The sequence below is a fragment of the Saccharomonospora glauca K62 genome (assembly GCF_000243395.2).
In the GTDB taxonomy this organism is placed as follows: Bacteria; Actinomycetota; Actinomycetes; order Mycobacteriales; family Pseudonocardiaceae; genus Saccharomonospora; species Saccharomonospora glauca.
In genome coordinates this window covers 4,506,185-4,522,106 of sequence record NZ_CM001484.1, presented here as the reverse complement: position 1 = coordinate 4,522,106, position 15,922 = coordinate 4,506,185, and the positions used below count along the sequence as shown (strand labels likewise).

General features: G+C 70.6%; 12 protein-coding genes. 7 read left to right on the top strand and 5 right to left on the bottom strand.

Translation table 11 applies throughout. From position 1 onward, the window contains the following. Window positions 1–486: 486 nt before the first annotated feature. Both SACGLDRAFT_RS21200 and SACGLDRAFT_RS21195 read right to left on the bottom strand, forming a co-directional pair. Complete coding sequence (locus SACGLDRAFT_RS21200; RefSeq protein WP_005467102.1) at window positions 487–2,592, bottom strand: DUF6049 family protein; 2,106 nt, start codon at window positions 2,590–2,592, stop codon at window positions 487–489. 33 nt (window positions 2,593–2,625) lie between these two features. Then, window positions 2,626–3,141, bottom strand: a complete 516-nt coding sequence (locus tag SACGLDRAFT_RS21195) for an NUDIX hydrolase (RefSeq protein WP_005467100.1) — start codon at window positions 3,139–3,141, stop codon at window positions 2,626–2,628. 83 nt (window positions 3,142–3,224) lie between these two features. On the opposite strand from SACGLDRAFT_RS21195, the gene SACGLDRAFT_RS21190 reads away from it, so the two are divergent. Beyond that, on the top strand, window positions 3,225–4,724 hold the full coding sequence (locus tag SACGLDRAFT_RS21190) for a CCA tRNA nucleotidyltransferase (RefSeq protein WP_005467099.1): 1,500 nt from the start codon (window positions 3,225–3,227) through the stop codon (window positions 4,722–4,724). Between the two features lie 24 nt (window positions 4,725–4,748). Here the strand turns inward: SACGLDRAFT_RS21190 and SACGLDRAFT_RS21185 are convergent, their stop codons facing one another. Together SACGLDRAFT_RS21185 and SACGLDRAFT_RS21180 are read right to left on the bottom strand one after the other, a co-directional pair. After that, window positions 4,749–6,671 (bottom strand): TNT domain-containing protein, encoded by a 1,923-nt coding sequence (locus tag SACGLDRAFT_RS21185; protein ID WP_005467098.1) that lies wholly within the window; start codon window positions 6,669–6,671, stop codon window positions 4,749–4,751. Window positions 6,672–6,788: 117 nt separating this feature from the next. Next, on the bottom strand, window positions 6,789–7,079 hold the full coding sequence (locus SACGLDRAFT_RS21180; RefSeq protein ID WP_005467096.1) for a YbaB/EbfC family nucleoid-associated protein: 291 nt from the start codon (window positions 7,077–7,079) through the stop codon (window positions 6,789–6,791). Window positions 7,080–7,157: 78 nt separating this feature from the next. On the opposite strand from SACGLDRAFT_RS21180, the gene SACGLDRAFT_RS21175 reads away from it, so the two are divergent. From SACGLDRAFT_RS21175 to SACGLDRAFT_RS21165, 3 genes are all read left to right on the top strand, one after another. Continuing rightward, window positions 7,158–7,739: a YqgE/AlgH family protein gene (locus tag SACGLDRAFT_RS21175; protein WP_005467094.1), complete on the top strand. Its 582-nt coding sequence runs from the start codon at window positions 7,158–7,160 to the stop codon at window positions 7,737–7,739. 63 nt (window positions 7,740–7,802) lie between these two features. Next, window positions 7,803–8,297, top strand: coding sequence for a MarR family winged helix-turn-helix transcriptional regulator (locus SACGLDRAFT_RS21170; protein ID WP_005467093.1), 495 nt, complete (start codon window positions 7,803–7,805; stop codon window positions 8,295–8,297). Beyond that, window positions 8,294–9,547, top strand: coding sequence for an MFS transporter (locus SACGLDRAFT_RS21165; RefSeq protein WP_005467092.1), 1,254 nt, complete (start codon window positions 8,294–8,296; stop codon window positions 9,545–9,547). Before SACGLDRAFT_RS21170 ends, SACGLDRAFT_RS21165 begins: the two co-directional genes overlap by 4 nt. A gap of 1 nt (window position 9,548) precedes the next feature. On the opposite strand, the gene SACGLDRAFT_RS21160 is transcribed toward SACGLDRAFT_RS21165, so the two are convergent. Next, entirely contained in the window at window positions 9,549–9,950 is a 402-nt protein-coding gene (locus SACGLDRAFT_RS21160; RefSeq protein WP_005467091.1) for an SdpI family protein, read from the bottom strand. A gap of 252 nt (window positions 9,951–10,202) precedes the next feature. Between SACGLDRAFT_RS21160 and leuS the strand changes: the two genes are divergently transcribed. From leuS to ptsP, 3 genes are all read left to right on the top strand, one after another. Beyond that, window positions 10,203–13,049, top strand: coding sequence for a leucine--tRNA ligase (gene leuS, locus SACGLDRAFT_RS21155; RefSeq protein ID WP_005467090.1), 2,847 nt, complete (start codon window positions 10,203–10,205; stop codon window positions 13,047–13,049). Window positions 13,050–13,387: 338 nt separating this feature from the next. Further along, window positions 13,388–14,290: a ribokinase gene (locus tag SACGLDRAFT_RS21150; protein WP_040919411.1), complete on the top strand. Its 903-nt coding sequence runs from the start codon at window positions 13,388–13,390 to the stop codon at window positions 14,288–14,290. Beyond that, window positions 14,283–15,920: a phosphoenolpyruvate--protein phosphotransferase gene (ptsP, locus tag SACGLDRAFT_RS21145; RefSeq protein WP_005467088.1), complete on the top strand. Its 1,638-nt coding sequence runs from the start codon at window positions 14,283–14,285 to the stop codon at window positions 15,918–15,920. The genes SACGLDRAFT_RS21150 and ptsP overlap by 8 nt, the downstream gene beginning before the upstream one ends. Window positions 15,921–15,922: the final 2 nt, after the last annotated feature.

Genomic DNA, 15,922 nt, shown 5'->3' with positions numbered 1-15,922 from the left:
GGGGGGCCGGCGGGTGGCGGTCCGGGTGGGTTCGGAGGATGTCCGCCCGGCGGGCCGTGTCCCGGCGCGTTCGGGGGAGGGCCGGCAGGCGCGGGACGCGGGGCGGGCGGCGGCCCACCCTGCGGGGGCCGACCCGCCGGGGCGCCCTGCGGGGACGGCGCGACCGGGTGCGGAGCTTGAGCCGCCGGGCCCTGAGCACCCTGCGGCCCCGGCGCGGGCGACGGCAGATGCCGCGTGGGGGGCGGCGGGGTCGGTTGCGGGGCCCTGCCCGGAGGCGGCGGCGTGTCGCGCCGGTCCGATGGCTGAGGCCGGGGCAACGGCCCGTTGTGCGGTGGCTGGGGCCCGAGCCGTCGAGGAGGCACGCGCTCCGAACGCGCGGGCCCGCCCCCACGCTCGGGCGGGTTGCCCGACTGTTCGTCCAACGCGTGCCCTATCCGTCGGTGGTCAGCTTCGTCAATTCAGGGTAGACGGAATCGCGGTCCGAACTCAGCCGCGTTCCTCCCCTCGGGTCTTCACCCGACGGTATATCTGTCGTCCGGAGAGGAACACCAGAGCAGCCCCGGCCGTGGCGGTCAACACGACCGTGACCACGCCGAACTCGGTGGACATGAGCTCCATGCGAGCGGTGTGCCCCAGTGTGGTGCCGCCGGGCGTGGTCAGCGACACGTTCACGATGAAGCGGCCCGACCGCAGGGTCTCCGCGGGGATGAACCGGCTGACACTGCTGTTGGCCGCCAGCGGAGTGTCCTCGATCCGAGACGGTCGCAGTCCCGGACTGTTGGTGAGCTTGACGCGCACCGTCACCGCGACCGGCAGGTCGTTGCGCAGCGTGACCGGAAGCGGGCTCGACCCCGAGGCCAACGACACCGGCTGTGAGGGGGTGGTGACGGTGATCCTGCCGCTGAGCCGTCGCACCTCGCTCGCCGCCGCCTGGGTGGCCTCGTGCCGGCTCCGGATGTCGCGCCACGACGTCGACGTCGCCCGGATCACGGCGTTGTGCAGGGGCCTGAGCAGGTTGATCGGGTCGTACTGCCGGGTGGGGTCGACAGACATCGCGCTACCGAGGTCGGCGACGGTGTCCTCGACCGTCGACAGCGTGTCGAGCGCGTCCTTCGGCAGCGTGGCCGAGTCCGTGCCCTCACCTCGGACGCCGTTGGTGGGGGGAGTGGCCGCCCCGCTCTGTGCTCCCTCGGCCGGGTCGGCCTCGAGGATCTCGGGCATGGGCACCAACTGCACCAGTTGCCTGCTGCGGAGCTGGGTGAGGGAGTCGAGCATCGCGTCGAGGTCGCCGCGGGCGACGTTCCAGTCGTGCGGGGGCGCGACCAGGACGGTGCCGCCTCCCGCCTCGTCCGACAGGCCGCCCCGCAACGCGATGGCGGCGACGGCGTTCTGGGTGGCGACCCTCGGCTGTTCGGGCTCCGTGCCGGAGCCGCGCGCGGAGGCGTAGCGGAACCCGGCCGCCACGAGGGGGTCGTACGTGACGGTCCGGACGCCGAGGTCGGCCGCCGGGGCGCCCGGCCCGGTGATCATCGTCGTGACGCCCGCATCGGCCGCGGCGTCCACCGCGGCGGGGGTCAATCCGCCGCGCGGCCACAACACGCCGGGAGTGGGGGCGAGCCGCAGCAGGTCGAGGATCGTCGCGCTGTTGGCCACCGCTTCCCCGACCAGGTCGAACTCGCTTCTCACCTGCGAGAGCGTGCCGAGATCGGCGTCGGCGTACGGGATCTCGACGACGCAGTGGTTGGCCACCAGAGCACGCAGGTCGTCGAGCCACTGGCGGGCGTTGTCACTGCCCTTGCCCTCGACGGTGCCCGACGCGGTGCGGACCAGGTAGCCGTTCGCCATCGCGTCGACCGTCTCCAGCAGGTCGGGGTCGACGGCGAAACACAACGCCCCGAAAAGGGACGGGTCGGCACGCCTGCTCTCGGCGGCGGCCACCATCGCGTGCAGGCGGCCGCCCGGCGCGAGCTCGTCCGCGAGGGCGTCGTCGGCGAGGACGACCTCGCCGTCGTGCGGCGCGGAGACCACCTTCGGCTCGCGGGCCACAATCGGCCACAGCACCGACACGGACGCGGGCGTGCTCCCCCCGACGTCCCCCAACACCGGGAGCAACAGGTTCACCGCGGCGAGTCGGGCGGGACTGCCGGACGCGGGGGTGCCGTTGACGTTGAGCAGCAGCGGATACACCCCCGGCTGCGTCAGTCCGAGCTGGGCGAGCGGGGCCGTGATGCGGAGCTGGGCATTCTCGCCCGGAGCCAACCGACCGGGCACGCCCACCCACTGCGACCAGCCCGACTCCGCGGGCGGGGGTTCGGCCAGTGTCTGCGCGAGCTGTGTCGCCGTGGACTGCCGTTGCCCGACCTGGATCCGGCCCACGATGTCCGACACGGGCCGGTCGCCGACGTTGGTCACGGTGGCGACGACTCGGACCTCGGTGTGGGTGGTGTCCACCAAACGCGGGGTCAGTTCGTCGACCCGCACCCGCAACAGCCGTTCCTCCCCCACGGGTTGGGCCGGGGCCGAGGGCGCGGCGAATAACGCCTGCCCGGCGAGGAACAGCAGTGCCAGACCGAATGCGGCGAGCTTCTTCACGGCTTGTACTTCCCGTCGTACATCAGCAGCCCATCAGTCCCCATCAGTTCTCGTGTCCTTCTCGAACAACTCGCGCGCTCTGCGTACCAGCTTCCGCTCGTCCGAGTAGGCGAGCGTCGAGTCGAGTTCGGTGAGCGGGACCCACGCGACCTCGGTCACCTCGACGTCCTCGTCGGAGAGCTCTCCGCCGTCGGCTTCGAGTAGGAAGTGGTGGACGGTCTTGTGGACCCGGCGTCGCTCGGCGACGAACCAGTAGTCGATCGTGCCGAGCTCTCGCAGCACGTGTGCGGAAATCCCGGTTTCCTCCTTCACCTCACGCACTGCGGTCTGCTCCGTGGTCTCGCCGTCCTCGATGTGGCCCTTCGGCAGGGACCACAGCAGTCTGCCGTGCCTGTCGAGCCGGCCGATCAGGACCGCGTGACGTCGTTGGGGGTCCACGACGAGGCCGCCCGCCGACGTCTCGTTCACCGTGGTCAGCCGTGTCCTACGGCGGCGCCGGGTCCGGCGTCCCGGTTTCGGGCCGCCGGAGCGACCGGCCGATCCAGGCATGCTGCGATGCTAGAGCAAGTAGCACGTCGCCTACCCTGGCTTGGCGTGTCCATGTCGATCCGGCCGTGTAGTAAGGGGAACCCTTGGGCAGTCAGACCACGGTGAACGAGCGGAACAGCAAGGCGTCCGCGGCGCGGCGGCTGACGGAGGCGAAGCGCAACGCCGTCGCCGAGCTGATGCGCGTTTCCCCGATCGCCGATGAGCTCGCCACCCGCTTCGCGGCTGCCGGCCACCGCCTGTACCTCGTCGGGGGAAGCGTGCGGGACGCGCTGCTCGGCCGCCTTTCCACGGACCTGGACTTCACCACCGACGCGCGGCCCGAGCAGGTGCAGCGCATCGTGTCGGGATGGGCCGACGCCGTGTGGGACACCGGGATCGAGTTCGGCACGGTGGGAGCGTCCAAGAACGGCACGACGTGTGAGATCACCACGTTCCGGGCCGACACCTACGACCGGGTCAGCAGGAACCCGGAGGTCGTGTTCGGCGACACGATCGAGGGCGACCTCGTGCGCCGGGACTTCACGGTCAACGCCATGGCGGTGGAGGTGGCGACGAAGTCGTTCGTCGACCCCCACGACGGGCTGGCCGCGCTCGCGCGTCGGGTCCTGGACACCCCGGCGACGCCCGAGGAGTCCTTCGCCGACGACCCGTTGCGCATGCTGCGGGCCGCGCGGTTCGTCTCCCAGCTCGGCTTCGAACCCGCGCCCAGGGTCGTGAAGGCGATGACCGACATGTCGGGGGAGATCCGTCGAATCACCGCGGAGCGCGTACAGGCGGAGCTGTCGAAGCTTCTCCTCGGCAAGCACCCCCGCAAGGGCATCGAGCTCATGGTGGAGACGGGTCTGGCCGATCACGTGTTGCCCGAGGTGCCCGGCATGCGGCTCGCCATCGACGAGCATCACCAGCACAAGGACGTCTACCAGCACTCGCTGACCGTGCTGGAGCAGGCGATCGACCTGGAGACCAGCCACGAGCCGAAGCTCGAACCCGACCTGGTGCTGCGGCTCGCGGCGCTGCTGCACGACATCGGCAAGCCCGCCACGCGGCGCTTCGAGCCGGGCGGCGGCGTGAGCTTCCACCATCACGAGGTGGTGGGTGCCAAGATGGTGCGCAAGCGTTTGCGGGCTTTGCGGTACCCGAAGGACGTCGTCAGTGACGTCTCCCAGCTCGTGTTCCTGCACCTGCGCTTCCACGGCTACGGCCGGGGCGAGTGGACGGACTCCGCCGTGCGCCGGTACGTCACGGACGCCGGCCCCTTGCTGTCCAGGCTGCACAAGTTGGTGCGTGCCGACTGCACCACTCGCAACCGGCGCAAGGCCGCCGCGCTCCAGCGTTCGTACGACGACCTGGAGGCTCGCATCGCGCGCATCGCCGAGGAGGAGGATCTCGCGCGGGTACGCCCCGACCTCGACGGCAACGAGATCATGCGCATTCTGGGGCTGCAGCCGGGACCGCTCGTGGGCAAGGCATGGAGGCACCTCAAGGAGCTCCGGCTGGACCGCGGCCCGCTCGGCCACGACGAGGCCGTGGCCGAACTGCGTCGGTGGGCGGCCGAGCAGGGCATCGACGTGCCCGACGCGTAGGCCGGGCGTCCCGGTCCGCCGGGACTAGGTCAAAGGCTCCAGCGCTCCGCTTTCGACGTGCTGACCGATCGCGCGTGGCAGGAGGTAACCCACGGCGCCACCGGGCAGCGGGCCCCACGGGCGCAGCACCCCGCTGAGCACTCCGATCGGCCGCACCACGCGGTAGCGGCGACGTTCGAACTCCCGTTCGAACGTCAGCGATGTCTCGGCGAACGGCGTGTCCTTCGGGTGCACGAGGTTGCCCGCGTCGTTGCCGTACCGGTCAACCACGGTGCCCGCCGGGAGAGTGAGCAAACGCTTGCGCCGGTAGAAGTGCAACGGGGGTTCGCCCCGAAGCGGCAGGATCGGCCAGTCGCCGGCGTGCTGCGCGGGCTCCGCCTCCGCCGCGGGCTCGGAGGCCTCGGGCCGAGCGCGGCCGGGGAACAGCAGCAGCGCGCCGAGCAGAGCCTCGGCCGCGTCCTGCGCTCGGCGGAAGTAACGCGGCTCGACCGGCGCTCCCTCGGAGTGGAGTGCCACCTCCCAGCCTCGCGGCGTACGGCGCAGGCACCACGCGCCGTCGATGGCCTCGCCGATCCGGTAGGCGTCGTCGGCCACACCGAGTTCGGCCAGGCGCTCCCGCAGCATTCGCAGCACTTCGGAGGCGCGCAGTGCCCGCTTGGGCTCCTCCCCCCGAGCCACGCTGCTCACCGGGTCGCTGGTGGGGAGATCTCGTGGGGACTGCGGCGGTCGGGGCGCGCCGAGGATGTCCGCCTCCGCGGTGGCACGCACCTGAGCGGGGACGTAGGGCACCACGAAACCGTTCGCGCGGATGTGGTCGAGCAGGTCCGGCTCGGGTGGGACGCCGTACTTGCGCAGGTAGTGCGGTACGGCGGCGGGCCAGATCCAGGTGCCGTCGGTGTGGAACGCGTCGGGCACGTTGGGAGGCCCCGGCACGAAGAGGTCGGGCAGCGCGCCCGGCTTGGTGTGCACCACCGGCGCCCGGTACAGGTAGTTCAGGAAGTCGCGCACCTGCTCCGGCGGGACGGGCGCGCGGTTGACCACCGGCTTCTCCCCCGCCGCATGGCCGTCGACCACCCTGGCGTGCCGGAAGTGCACGTCCAGCGGCAGGCCCGCCTTCGCGGCGAGCCAGTTCGGCACGTTCTTGCGGGGGTAGTACCGCAGTTCCACGTCGTAGCTCGCGGCCGTCCTGCGGTCGTCCGGGGCGAGTCGCCACGCCGGCTCGGTGGAGGAGTCGTAGTCGAAGTCGAAGTTCGAGGCGGAGTCGAGCGTGTAGGTGCCCTGGAACCACGTGCCCTCGTCGGGCTTGTACATGGCCGAGCGGAGCTGGGAGAACAGCTGCCCCAGTTGGGGCGGGGCCGACAACGACACGATCACGTCGTCGGCGACGGCCCTGACCTCCAGCTCGGAGTAGTCGCCGAGCTGCCGGAACTGCGCGGCGACCCGCTGCCAGCCGGGAGGCAGGAAGGAACGCAGGGTGTGCCCGATGGCCCGCAACAACACCTCCGCGTCCCCGCTGCCGGGTTCGCTGCGCGGAGCGTTGTCGTCGGCGAAGTCGTGCCGCTCCTGCCACAGCGCGGTGAGTGTCTCCGGGTCGTCGGTGGTCGTGCTGAAGCCCGAGAGTCCAAGGGCCTTCGCGACCTCCTCGTCGGTGCCCGCCCACCGCAGCGTCAGCTCCGCCTCGGCGGAACGCGGTTCGATGAGGTACGGCTCGTCGTCGTAGAGGCAGTAGGTGTGCAGAGCGAAGGTGGCGGGCGCCTCCTCGGCCGACACCACCTTGGCGGGCCTGCCGTTGGACGTCGTGTCGAATCCCTCGGGCGCTTCCTCACCCTCCGGGACGACGAGCAGTACGGTGCCGTCGGCGGTGGAGCGGTGGGCGCGGAAGATACGACCGTCCCACAGCGCGTACAACGCGTCGGGCCGGTCGGCCACCTCGACTCTGTAGCGCACGGTTTCCCCCTCGGTCAGTGTGTCCCCCGTTACCTCACACGCTTTTTACCGTGCCTGTGGGACGCGGTGCAGCAGGATGCCGCCGATGTGAGCAACGAGTCAGCCCGGATCTTCAACCTATCGGGCGCGCCGGCCGCGCTTCGGCGTCGGCCTCGGGGGCCTCGGCGGCTGCGGAAGGTCCGAAGGTGTGAATGGTCGTGCCACTGACTCGAGTTCCCGCCGGGCGCCGTGTCCCGCTCGCCGAATGACGTCGAGAACGGTCCCCGCGAGTTCCGCCGGGGTGGTCCGGTCGAACACCTCGGGCGCGAACTCCAGGTCCTCGAACTCACCGTTGGGGCCGATAGTGGCGGTCACGAGGCCGTCGGCCGAGGTGACGGTGATCGCTGCCGTGTTGCCAGCCGTGGTCACGAGCGAGGAGCCTAACGCCTGCTCGGATTGCGCCGATGCGGCGATACCGCACCTTCGAAGGGGGCGAGGGGTGGGATCATGGAGAACGTGAGCTCAGACGCCGCGGTGGAACCGGGGACACTGCTGGTCGCTGCCCCCACGATGTTCGATCCCAACTTCCGTCGCACGGTGGTGTTCGTGATCGACCACCGTGCCGAGGGCACGCTCGGCGTTGTGCTGAACCGGCCCAGTGAAGTAGGTGTGCACGAGGTGTTGCCCCGGTGGGGCGATCACGTCGCCGAGCCGAGGGCGGTGTTCGTCGGCGGGCCGGTGGAGAAGAAGACCGCGCTGTGTCTCGCTGCTCTTCGCACCGGCGAGACGGCGGCGACGGTGCCGGGGGTGATCGGGGTGCGGGGCCCGGTCGCGCTCGTCGACCTCGACTCCGATCCCGAGTTGCTGGCCACGAAGGTTCGCGGGCTGCGGGTGTTCGCCGGGTACGCCGGGTGGGACGCGGGGCAGCTCGCCGCCGAGATCGACCGTGGCGACTGGCTCATCGTGCCCGCGTTGCCGAGTGACGTGCTCGCCACGCCGACGCGTGACCTGTGGGGACACGTACTCCGCAGGCAGGGGTTGCCGACCGCGTTGCTCGCCACGCATCCGGGGGATCTCCGGCGCAACTGAGGCTCCGCGCGGCGGGCCAGCGAATCGTAACAGCGCTTATATAACCGCTGTTATAGTGGTGTCATGAGTTCCCCCGACCCGACCGACGACGACTTCTGGCGACCACTGCGACGCCTGCGGGACGCCATGGACGCCGAGATCGCGCGGCTCTACGCCGAGCGCGACGTCCCGGTGCGGCCCCGGCACGCCATGCCGCTCATCCGGTTGGGCAGGCGTGGTCCTATGACCATCCGGGAACTCGCCGTGGCCACCGGCGTCACGCACTCGGCGATGAGCCAGACCATCGCCGTGCTCAAACGCGACGGGTTGGTGAGCACCCGCTCCGGAACCGACGCGCGGACGAAGCTGGTGGAACTGACCGACGCGGCGCGTGAGTTGTTGCCGTTCCTGGAGGCCGAGTGGCGGGCCACCGAGAAGGCGATCGCCGAACTGGACGCCGAACTGCCGTACTCGCTGGCCCGCGCCGTACGTGACATGGAGCGGGCACTGCGCGCCCGGTCGTTCCGCGATCGGATCGCCGCGCACCTCGCCCGAATCGAACGGCGGCCGCCGTCGTGAGCCTGCTGGAGCGCGTCTTCGACATACGGCCGCTGCGGACGAACCCCGCCTTCCGGCGGCTCTGGGTGAGCACGTCCTGCTCCTCATTCGGTTATCAGCTCGCCACCGTAGCGGTGCTCGCGCAGTCCTGGCAGCTCACCGGTGATTCCGTGGCGGTGGGCCTCGTCGGTCTGGTCCAGGCACTGCCGATGGTGGTGGGCGGACTCGCCGGGGGAGTGCTCGCCGACGCGCTGGACCGCCGCGGACTCGTGCTCGTGACCACCGCGGGACAGGTGGTCGCCGCCTCGGGACTCGCCGCGCAAGCGTTTGCGCAGCTCGATTCGTTCGCCCTGCTCCTGACGTTGGTGGGGGTGCAGTCCGGCTGTGCCGCGCTCGGGGCGCCGGCCCGGCGGACGTTCGTCGTCACGCTGTTGCCCGAGCAGCAGGTGAGTGCGGGGCTGGCCTTGTCGAACCTGAGTTTCCAGGCGGCGATGCTCGTCGGGCCCGCGTTGGGTGGGGTGGCCATCGCGACGTGGGGGCCGGGCGCCTGCTACGCGGCCGACGCCGGGAGTCTCGTGATCGCCGCGTACGGCGTGCTGCGCCTTCCCGCCATGCGGCCCACCGGAGGAACTCGCGTGCGGCCGGGAACGGTGGTGCAAGGGCTCACCTTCGTCGCCCGGACGCCGGTGATCGCGGGAGCGTTCCTCACCGACGTGTGCGCCACCGTGCTCGCCATGCCGATCGCGCTCTTCCCCGCGCTGAACGACGAGCGGTTCTCCGGTGACCCGAGGACGCTCGGATGGTTCCTGTCGGCCGTCGCGGTGGGGGGTCTGGTGGCCGGGTTCCTGTCCGGTTCGTTCACTCGGTCGCGCCGACTCGGGGTCGTGCAACTCGTCGCCGCGGCGGTGTGGGGCTTGGCGTTGGTGGGCTTCGGCCTCGCGACACCGCTGTGGCTCGCGCTCGCCTGTCTCGCGGTGGCCGGTGCGGCCGACACGGTGTCGGTGGTGTCGCGCGGAGCGCTCGTCCAGCTCGCGACGCCGGACTCGCACCGCGGCCGGGTCAGCGGAGTGGAGTTCGTGGTGGGAGCGTCGCTGCCCGACCTCGGCAACTTCCGGGCGGGCGCGGTGGCGGGAGCCACCTCACCGGCATTCGCGGCGGTGTCGGGCGGGTTGCTGTGCCTCGGTGGGCTCGGTGCGTTGGCGGTGGGCAACAAGTCGTTGCGCCGGTTCCGCGCCGAGACGTCGGACCGGGAACCCGATCCGGTGGCTTGAGTCAGCGCAGGGCGCCGCAGCCGCCTCCACCGCACGCGCAACCGCCGCAGCCCGCCGGTTCGACGGGAGCCGGGATCGCGCTGGCCGCACGGTGGCCGAGGATGCCGCCACCGGCAACGAGGACGAACACGGCGATGACCCCGAAGGTCGCGGCGAACACCGCGCCGAGGGTGTCGGGCATGGCCAGCGCGGCGGCGCCCGCCAACACGCCGACGGCGCCGGCGACCATCGTGGGCAGACCCGCCACGCGGTTGGCCACGCGGAAGGCCTCGTCGCTGCGCATGGTCGCTTCGGTCCGTACTCCGGCGCCGCGTGAGCGGGGGAGCTTCTCCCGCCAGCCGAGGTAGCCGCCCCAACCAACCAGAACGCCGAGCAGTGCGGGAATCAACGCGAGCACGAACACGCTTTCAGAGGATACTTGCCCGCCGACCGGCGAAGGGGATGCGCGGGCGTGCTGTTGCCCACGGCGACCGCCTTCACCGACCTTTTACCACTGCCGTGCGCTGGGCGGTTACCATGTGGAGTGATGAAGACGGCACGCTCGCTCCTTAGCGGGCCGCGCTGACCAATACCTCGGTCGGCGCGGCGAACCCCTCATGCCCTCGGGCTGAGGGGTTGCGTTGTTTTTGGAGGCGGGTTCAGAAGGAGAATCGCGATGACGGACGGCACCGAGGCGGCCCCCACGCACCGCTACACGGCGGAGCTGGCGGCGCGGATCGAGAAGCGGTGGCAGGACTACTGGACCGAGCACGGCACCTATCACGCGCCGAACCCGGTGGGCCCGCTCGCGGGTGAGAAGCCGGTACCGTCGGACAAGCTCTTCGTGCAGGACATGTTCCCGTACCCGTCGGGCGCGGGGCTGCACGTCGGCCATCCCTTGGGCTTCATCGGCACCGACGTCTACGCGCGCTACCACCGCATGCTGGGGCGGAACGTGCTGCACACGATGGGCTTCGACGCCTTCGGGTTGCCCGCCGAGCAGTACGCGGTACAGACGGGCACGCACCCGCGTACCACCACCGAGGCCAACATCAAGCGGTACCTGGAGCAGATCCGCAGGCTGGGTCTGGGACACGACGAGCGGCGCCGTCTCGCGACCACCGACGTCGAGTACTACCGGTGGACGCAGTGGATCTTCCTGCAGATCTTCAACTCCTACTACGACACCGAGCAGAACAAGGCCAGGCCGATCTCCGAGCTGGAGAAGGCCTACGCGGAGGGCAAGCGGGCCACGCCGGACGGGCGACCTTGGAACGAGCTGTCGCGCAAGGAACAGCGCGAGATCATCGACTCGCACCGGCTGGTGTACCTGTCCGAGGCGCCGGTGAACTGGGCTCCCGGCCTGGGCACGGTGGTCGCGAACGAGGAGGTCACCGCGGAGGGGCGCACCGAGCGCGGCAACTTCCCGGTGTTCCGGCGCAACCTGCGCCAGTGGATGATGCGCATCACCGCGTACGCCGACCGGCTGATCGACGATCTGGACCGGCTCGACTGGCCGGAGAAGATCAAGACGATGCAGCGGAACTGGATCGGTCGCTCGCGTGGCGCGAACGTCCGCTTCCGCTCGGGTGAGCACACGATCGAGGTGTTCACCACGCGTCCGGACACCCTCTTCGGCGCTACCTACATGGTGCTGGCGCCGGAGCACCCGCTGGTGGACGACCTGGTCGCCGCGGAGTGGCCCGAAGGGGTCGACGAGCGGTGGACCGGTGGTGCCGCGACCCCCGCCGAGGCCGTGGCCGCGTACCGGCGCGAGACATCGCGCAAGTCCGAGCTCGACCGTCAGGAGAGCAAGGACAAGACGGGTGTGTTCACCGGTGCGTACGCCATCAACCCGGTGAACGGCAAGCAGATCCCCGTGTTCATCGCCGACTACGTGCTGATGGGCTACGGCACCGGCGCCATCATGGCGGTGCCCGCCCAGGACCAGCGCGACTGGGACTTCGCGACGAAGTTCGGACTGGAGATCGTCCGCACGGTGCAGCCGAGCGAGGACTTCGACGGTGAGGCGTTCACCGGCGACGGACCCGCGATCAACTCGGCCAACGACGAGATCAGCCTGAACGGGTTGGGTGTCGACGAGGCCAAGGCGAAGATCATCGACTGGCTGGAGCGGAAGGGCTACGGCGAGGGCACGGTCCAGTACAAGCTGCGTGACTGGTTGTTCGCGCGGCAGCGCTACTGGGGTGAGCCGTTCCCGATCGTCTACGACTCCGACGGCATGCCGATCGCGTTGCCGGAGGACCAGCTCCCGGTCCTGCTGCCCGAGGTGGACGACTACTCGCCGAAGACGTTCGACCCCGAGGACGCCGACGCCGAGCCGGAGCCGCCGTTGGCGCGGGCCACCGACTGGGTCGAGGTGACGCTGGACCTGGGCGACGGTCCGAAGACCTACCGTCGCGACACCAACGTGATGCCGCAGTGGGCGGGGTCGTGCTGGTACCAGCTTCGCTACATCGACCCGAAGAACGACGAGCGGTTCGTCGACCCCGAGAACGAGCGCTACTGGATGGGGCCGAGGCCGGAGGAGCACGGCGCCGACGATCCCGGTGGTCTGGACCTCTACATCGGCGGTGTCGAGCACGGTGTGTTGCATCTGCTGTACGCGCGGTTCTGGCACAAGGTGCTCTACGACCTGGGTTACGTGTCGTCGGAGGAGCCGTACCGCAGGCTGTACAACCAGGGCTACATCCAGGCCCACGCCTACACCGACTCGCGTGGTGTTTACGTCCCGGCCGCCGAGGTCGTCGAGAAGGACGGCAAGTTCTTCTACAACGGCGAGGAGGTCAAGCAGGAGTACGGCAAGATGGGCAAGAGCCTGAAGAACGTCGTGACTCCCGACGAGATCGCCGAGACCTACGGCGCCGACACCTTCCGCTTCTACGAGATGGCGATGGGGCCGCTGGACGTGTCGCGGGCGTGGTCCACGAAGGACGTCGTGGGGGCGCACCGGTTCCTGCAGCGGCTGTGGCGGCTCGTGGTGGACGAGTCCACCGGTGAGGTGCGTGTGGACGACGCCGAGCCGACCGACGAGGACCTGCGCCAGCTTCACCGGACGATCGCCGGGGTGCGGGAGGACTACGCGAACCTGCGGTTCAACACGGCCGGCGCGAAGCTCATCGAGCTGAACAACTACGTCACGAAGACGTACGGCTCGGCGAAGGCGACGCCGCGTGCCCTGGCGGAGCCGTTGGTGCTGATGCTGGCTCCGATGTGTCCGCACATCGCCGAGGAGCTGTGGAACCGGCTGGGCCACGAGGGCACGCTGGTGCACGGGCCGTTCCCGACGGCGGACGAGAAGTACCTGGTGGACGAGACCGTCGAGTACCCGATCCAGGTCAACGGCAAGGTCCGGTCGCGGATGTCGGTGGCGGCGGACGCGGACGTCGAGACGGTGAAGAAGGCGGCGTTGGCCGACGAGAAGATCGCGGCGCTGCTCGACGGCGCCGAGCCGCGCAAGGTCATCGTCGTGCCGGGTCGTCTGGTGAATGTGGTGAAGTAGTAGCGGGCCGGGCGCCGCCGGCACCGATCACTCGGGGGGCTACGTGACCGATGCCGGCGACCCGATGCCCGACGCTCCCTCACGGGAGTTCGGACACACCCCGCGCTATGGCGGTGGTGCCAGTGAAGAACTCCTCGTGGTGGTGTTGTGACGCACTGGCACCAACTTCACCCTATCGGGTGAGCTTCACGGGCTTCCGCCTACCTGTCGTTCTGGCGGGTGTGAAAGTTACAAAGAACTTCACATCCTCACAACTTGAAACGCTGTAGGCCACACCACCCGTGATCGATGGGGGGAATGTCGGCGAGGTGGCCACCTTCCGTGGCACTCTTGCTGATGTGACTGCACAGGTGCTCGTCGTCGGGTCCGCCAACGCCGATCTCGTGGTCACCGCCGAGCGTCGTCCGGCGGGTGGGGAGACCGTTCTGGGAGGTGACACGGAGACCCTGCCCGGCGGCAAGGGTGCCAACACGGCCGTCGCGGCGGCCAGGCTCGGTGCCGACGTCGCGCTTCTCGGCGCGGTGGGCGACGACGCGCACGGCGGTCTCCTGCTCGATTCCCTCAAGGAGTCCGGGGTGCGGACCGAGTTCGTGCGCGTGGTCTCCAAGCCCACCGGACTCGCGTTCATCACGGTGACGCCCGACGGCGAGAACTCGATCCTCGTCTCACCCGGAGCCAACCGCACGCTGCGTCCCGAGGACGTGACCGCCGCCCTGCCCGGAGCCAGGGTCATGGTGGCGTCGCTGGAGATTCCGCTCGCCACGGTGGAGCACGCCGTCACCACGGCGGCCGCCGCGGGAACGCGGACGATCCTCAACCTCTCCCCCGTGGCGTCCGTCCCCGAGGAGACGCTCGCCGCGGTGGATCTGCTGCTCGTCAACCAGCACGAGGCGGCCTTGCTGCTCGGGAAGGCCGAGGACACGCCCGTTCGGGCCCCCGAGCTGTCCGGTCTCCTCGATCTCGGGCCGAGTACCGCCGTGGTGACCGCGGGGGCGCGGGGCGCCGTGGTCGTCGAGGCCGACGGGCTGACCGAGGTACCCTCCCCCAGCGTCGACGTCGTCGACACCACCGGGGCCGGGGACGCTTTCGCCGGGGCGTTGGCCACCGCGCTCTGTGATGGAGCCGCGCTTCCCGACGCGGTCGAGCGGGCCGTGCGAGTCGCGGCGTTCTCGGTTACCCGCCGAGGCGCCCAGCCGTCCTATCCCACCGTCGCCGAACTTAAGGTGAGCCAGCATGCGTGAACCGCAGCTCTCCGGGGTCGGAGTGAGCCCCGGCCGCGCCAGTGGCCCCGTCGTCAAGGTCACCGAGTCGATCGAGGAACCGGCCACCACACCGGCTCCCGAGGACCCACACGCGGAGGCCGCGCGTATCGCCCCGGCGGCACAGGCCGTGGCCTCGCGTCTTGAGGCGACGGCCGCTGCGGCCAGTGGGGACGCCGCCACGATCCTCACCACCACGGCGGCGATGGCCGCCGACCCGGCACTGGTCAGCCAGGCGGAGCAGCTCGTGACGGCACAGCGCATCCCCGCGGCGCGGGCGGTGTACGAGGCGGCGAACAACTTCGCGACGGCGCTGGCGTCCGCGGGCGGCTACATGGCCGAGCGCGTACGCGACATCCACGACGTACGGGATCGCATCATCGCCGAACTGCTCGGCATCGAGCCACCCGGGGTGCCGACCCTGGAACGTCCGAGCGTGCTCTTCGCCCGCGATCTTGCTCCGGCGGACACCGCCTCCTTGGACCCCGAGAGGGTACTCGCGCTGGTCACGGAGGAAGGCGGCCCCACCAGTCACACCGCCATCCTCGCGCGTTCGCTGCGGATTCCCGCCGTGGTGGCGGCCAAGGGCGCCCTCGCCTTCGACGCGGAGGCCGTGTCCGTCGACGGCGTGACCGGCGAGGTGAAGGCCGTCGATCCGAACGCTCCCGTCGTCACGGCGACGGAGGCCGCCGGAGTCGACTGGAACGGGACGGGCGCCACCTCGGACGGCCACCGGATCAAGGTGCTCGCCAACGTCGGCGCGCCACCCGACGCGGTGGCCGCCGCCGAGGCGGGAGCCGAGGGCGTCGGTCTGTTCCGCACCGAGTTCTGCTACTTGGACGTCGATTCCGAGCCCTCCGTCGACAGCCAGCGGAGCGCCTACGCCGCCGTGCTCGAACCGTTCGCGGGCAAACCGGTCGTCGTGCGTACCCTCGACGCGGGCGCCGACAAACCGTTGGTCTTCCTGTCGCAGGAGGACGAACCCAACCCGGCTCTCGGGGTGCGTGGCATCCGCGTGTCGGCCGAGCGCACCGGGGTGCTCGACCGACAGCTCGAAGCCATCGCCGGTGCGGCCCAGCAGGCGCGGGCGGAGGTCTCCGTGATGGCACCGATGGTGGCCACCGCGGAGGAGGCCGCGTGGTTCGCCGAGCGGGTCCGGGCCGCGGGCCTGCCGCGGGCGGGGGTGATGATCGAGGTTCCCTCGGCCGCGCTGACCGCGCGGGAAGTGTTCGACGCCGTGGACTTCGTGTCGCTCGGCACAAACGACCTCGCGCAGTACACCTTCGCCGCCGACCGGCAGCTCGGCGCGGTGGCGGCGTTGAACGACCCGTGGCAGCCCGCGCTGCTGCGACTCATCGCCCTCGTGGGCGAGGCCGCGAAGGAGAAGGGCAAGCCCGCGGGTGTGTGCGGCGAGGCCGCCGCCGACCCCCTGTTGGCTCGGGTGCTGGTGGGACTCGGTATCACGAGCCTGTCCATGAACGCGGGTTCGGTGCGCGCGGTGGGCGCGAGTCTCGCGTCGGCGACGTTCGCCGACTGTGAGCGCGCCGCTCGTGCCGCGGTGGCCGCGTCCACGGCCGCGGCGGCACGCGTCGCGGTGGCCGAGGGCCAATGATT

What these genes read in the sequence shown, in the direction of transcription:
- SACGLDRAFT_RS21195 (WP_005467100.1), bottom strand. Translation starts at nt 3,141, where the DNA reads ATGCCTGGATCGGCCGGTCGCTCCGGCGGCCCGAAACCGGGACGCCGG.
- SACGLDRAFT_RS21175 (WP_005467094.1), top strand. Translation starts at nt 7,158, where the DNA reads ATGGAGAACGTGAGCTCAGACGCCGCGGTGGAACCGGGGACACTGCTG.
- SACGLDRAFT_RS21170 (WP_005467093.1), top strand. Translation starts at nt 7,803, where the DNA reads ATGAGTTCCCCCGACCCGACCGACGACGACTTCTGGCGACCACTGCGA.
- leuS (WP_005467090.1), top strand. Translation starts at nt 10,203, where the DNA reads ATGACGGACGGCACCGAGGCGGCCCCCACGCACCGCTACACGGCGGAG.
- ptsP (WP_005467088.1), top strand. Translation starts at nt 14,283, where the DNA reads ATGCGTGAACCGCAGCTCTCCGGGGTCGGAGTGAGCCCCGGCCGCGCC.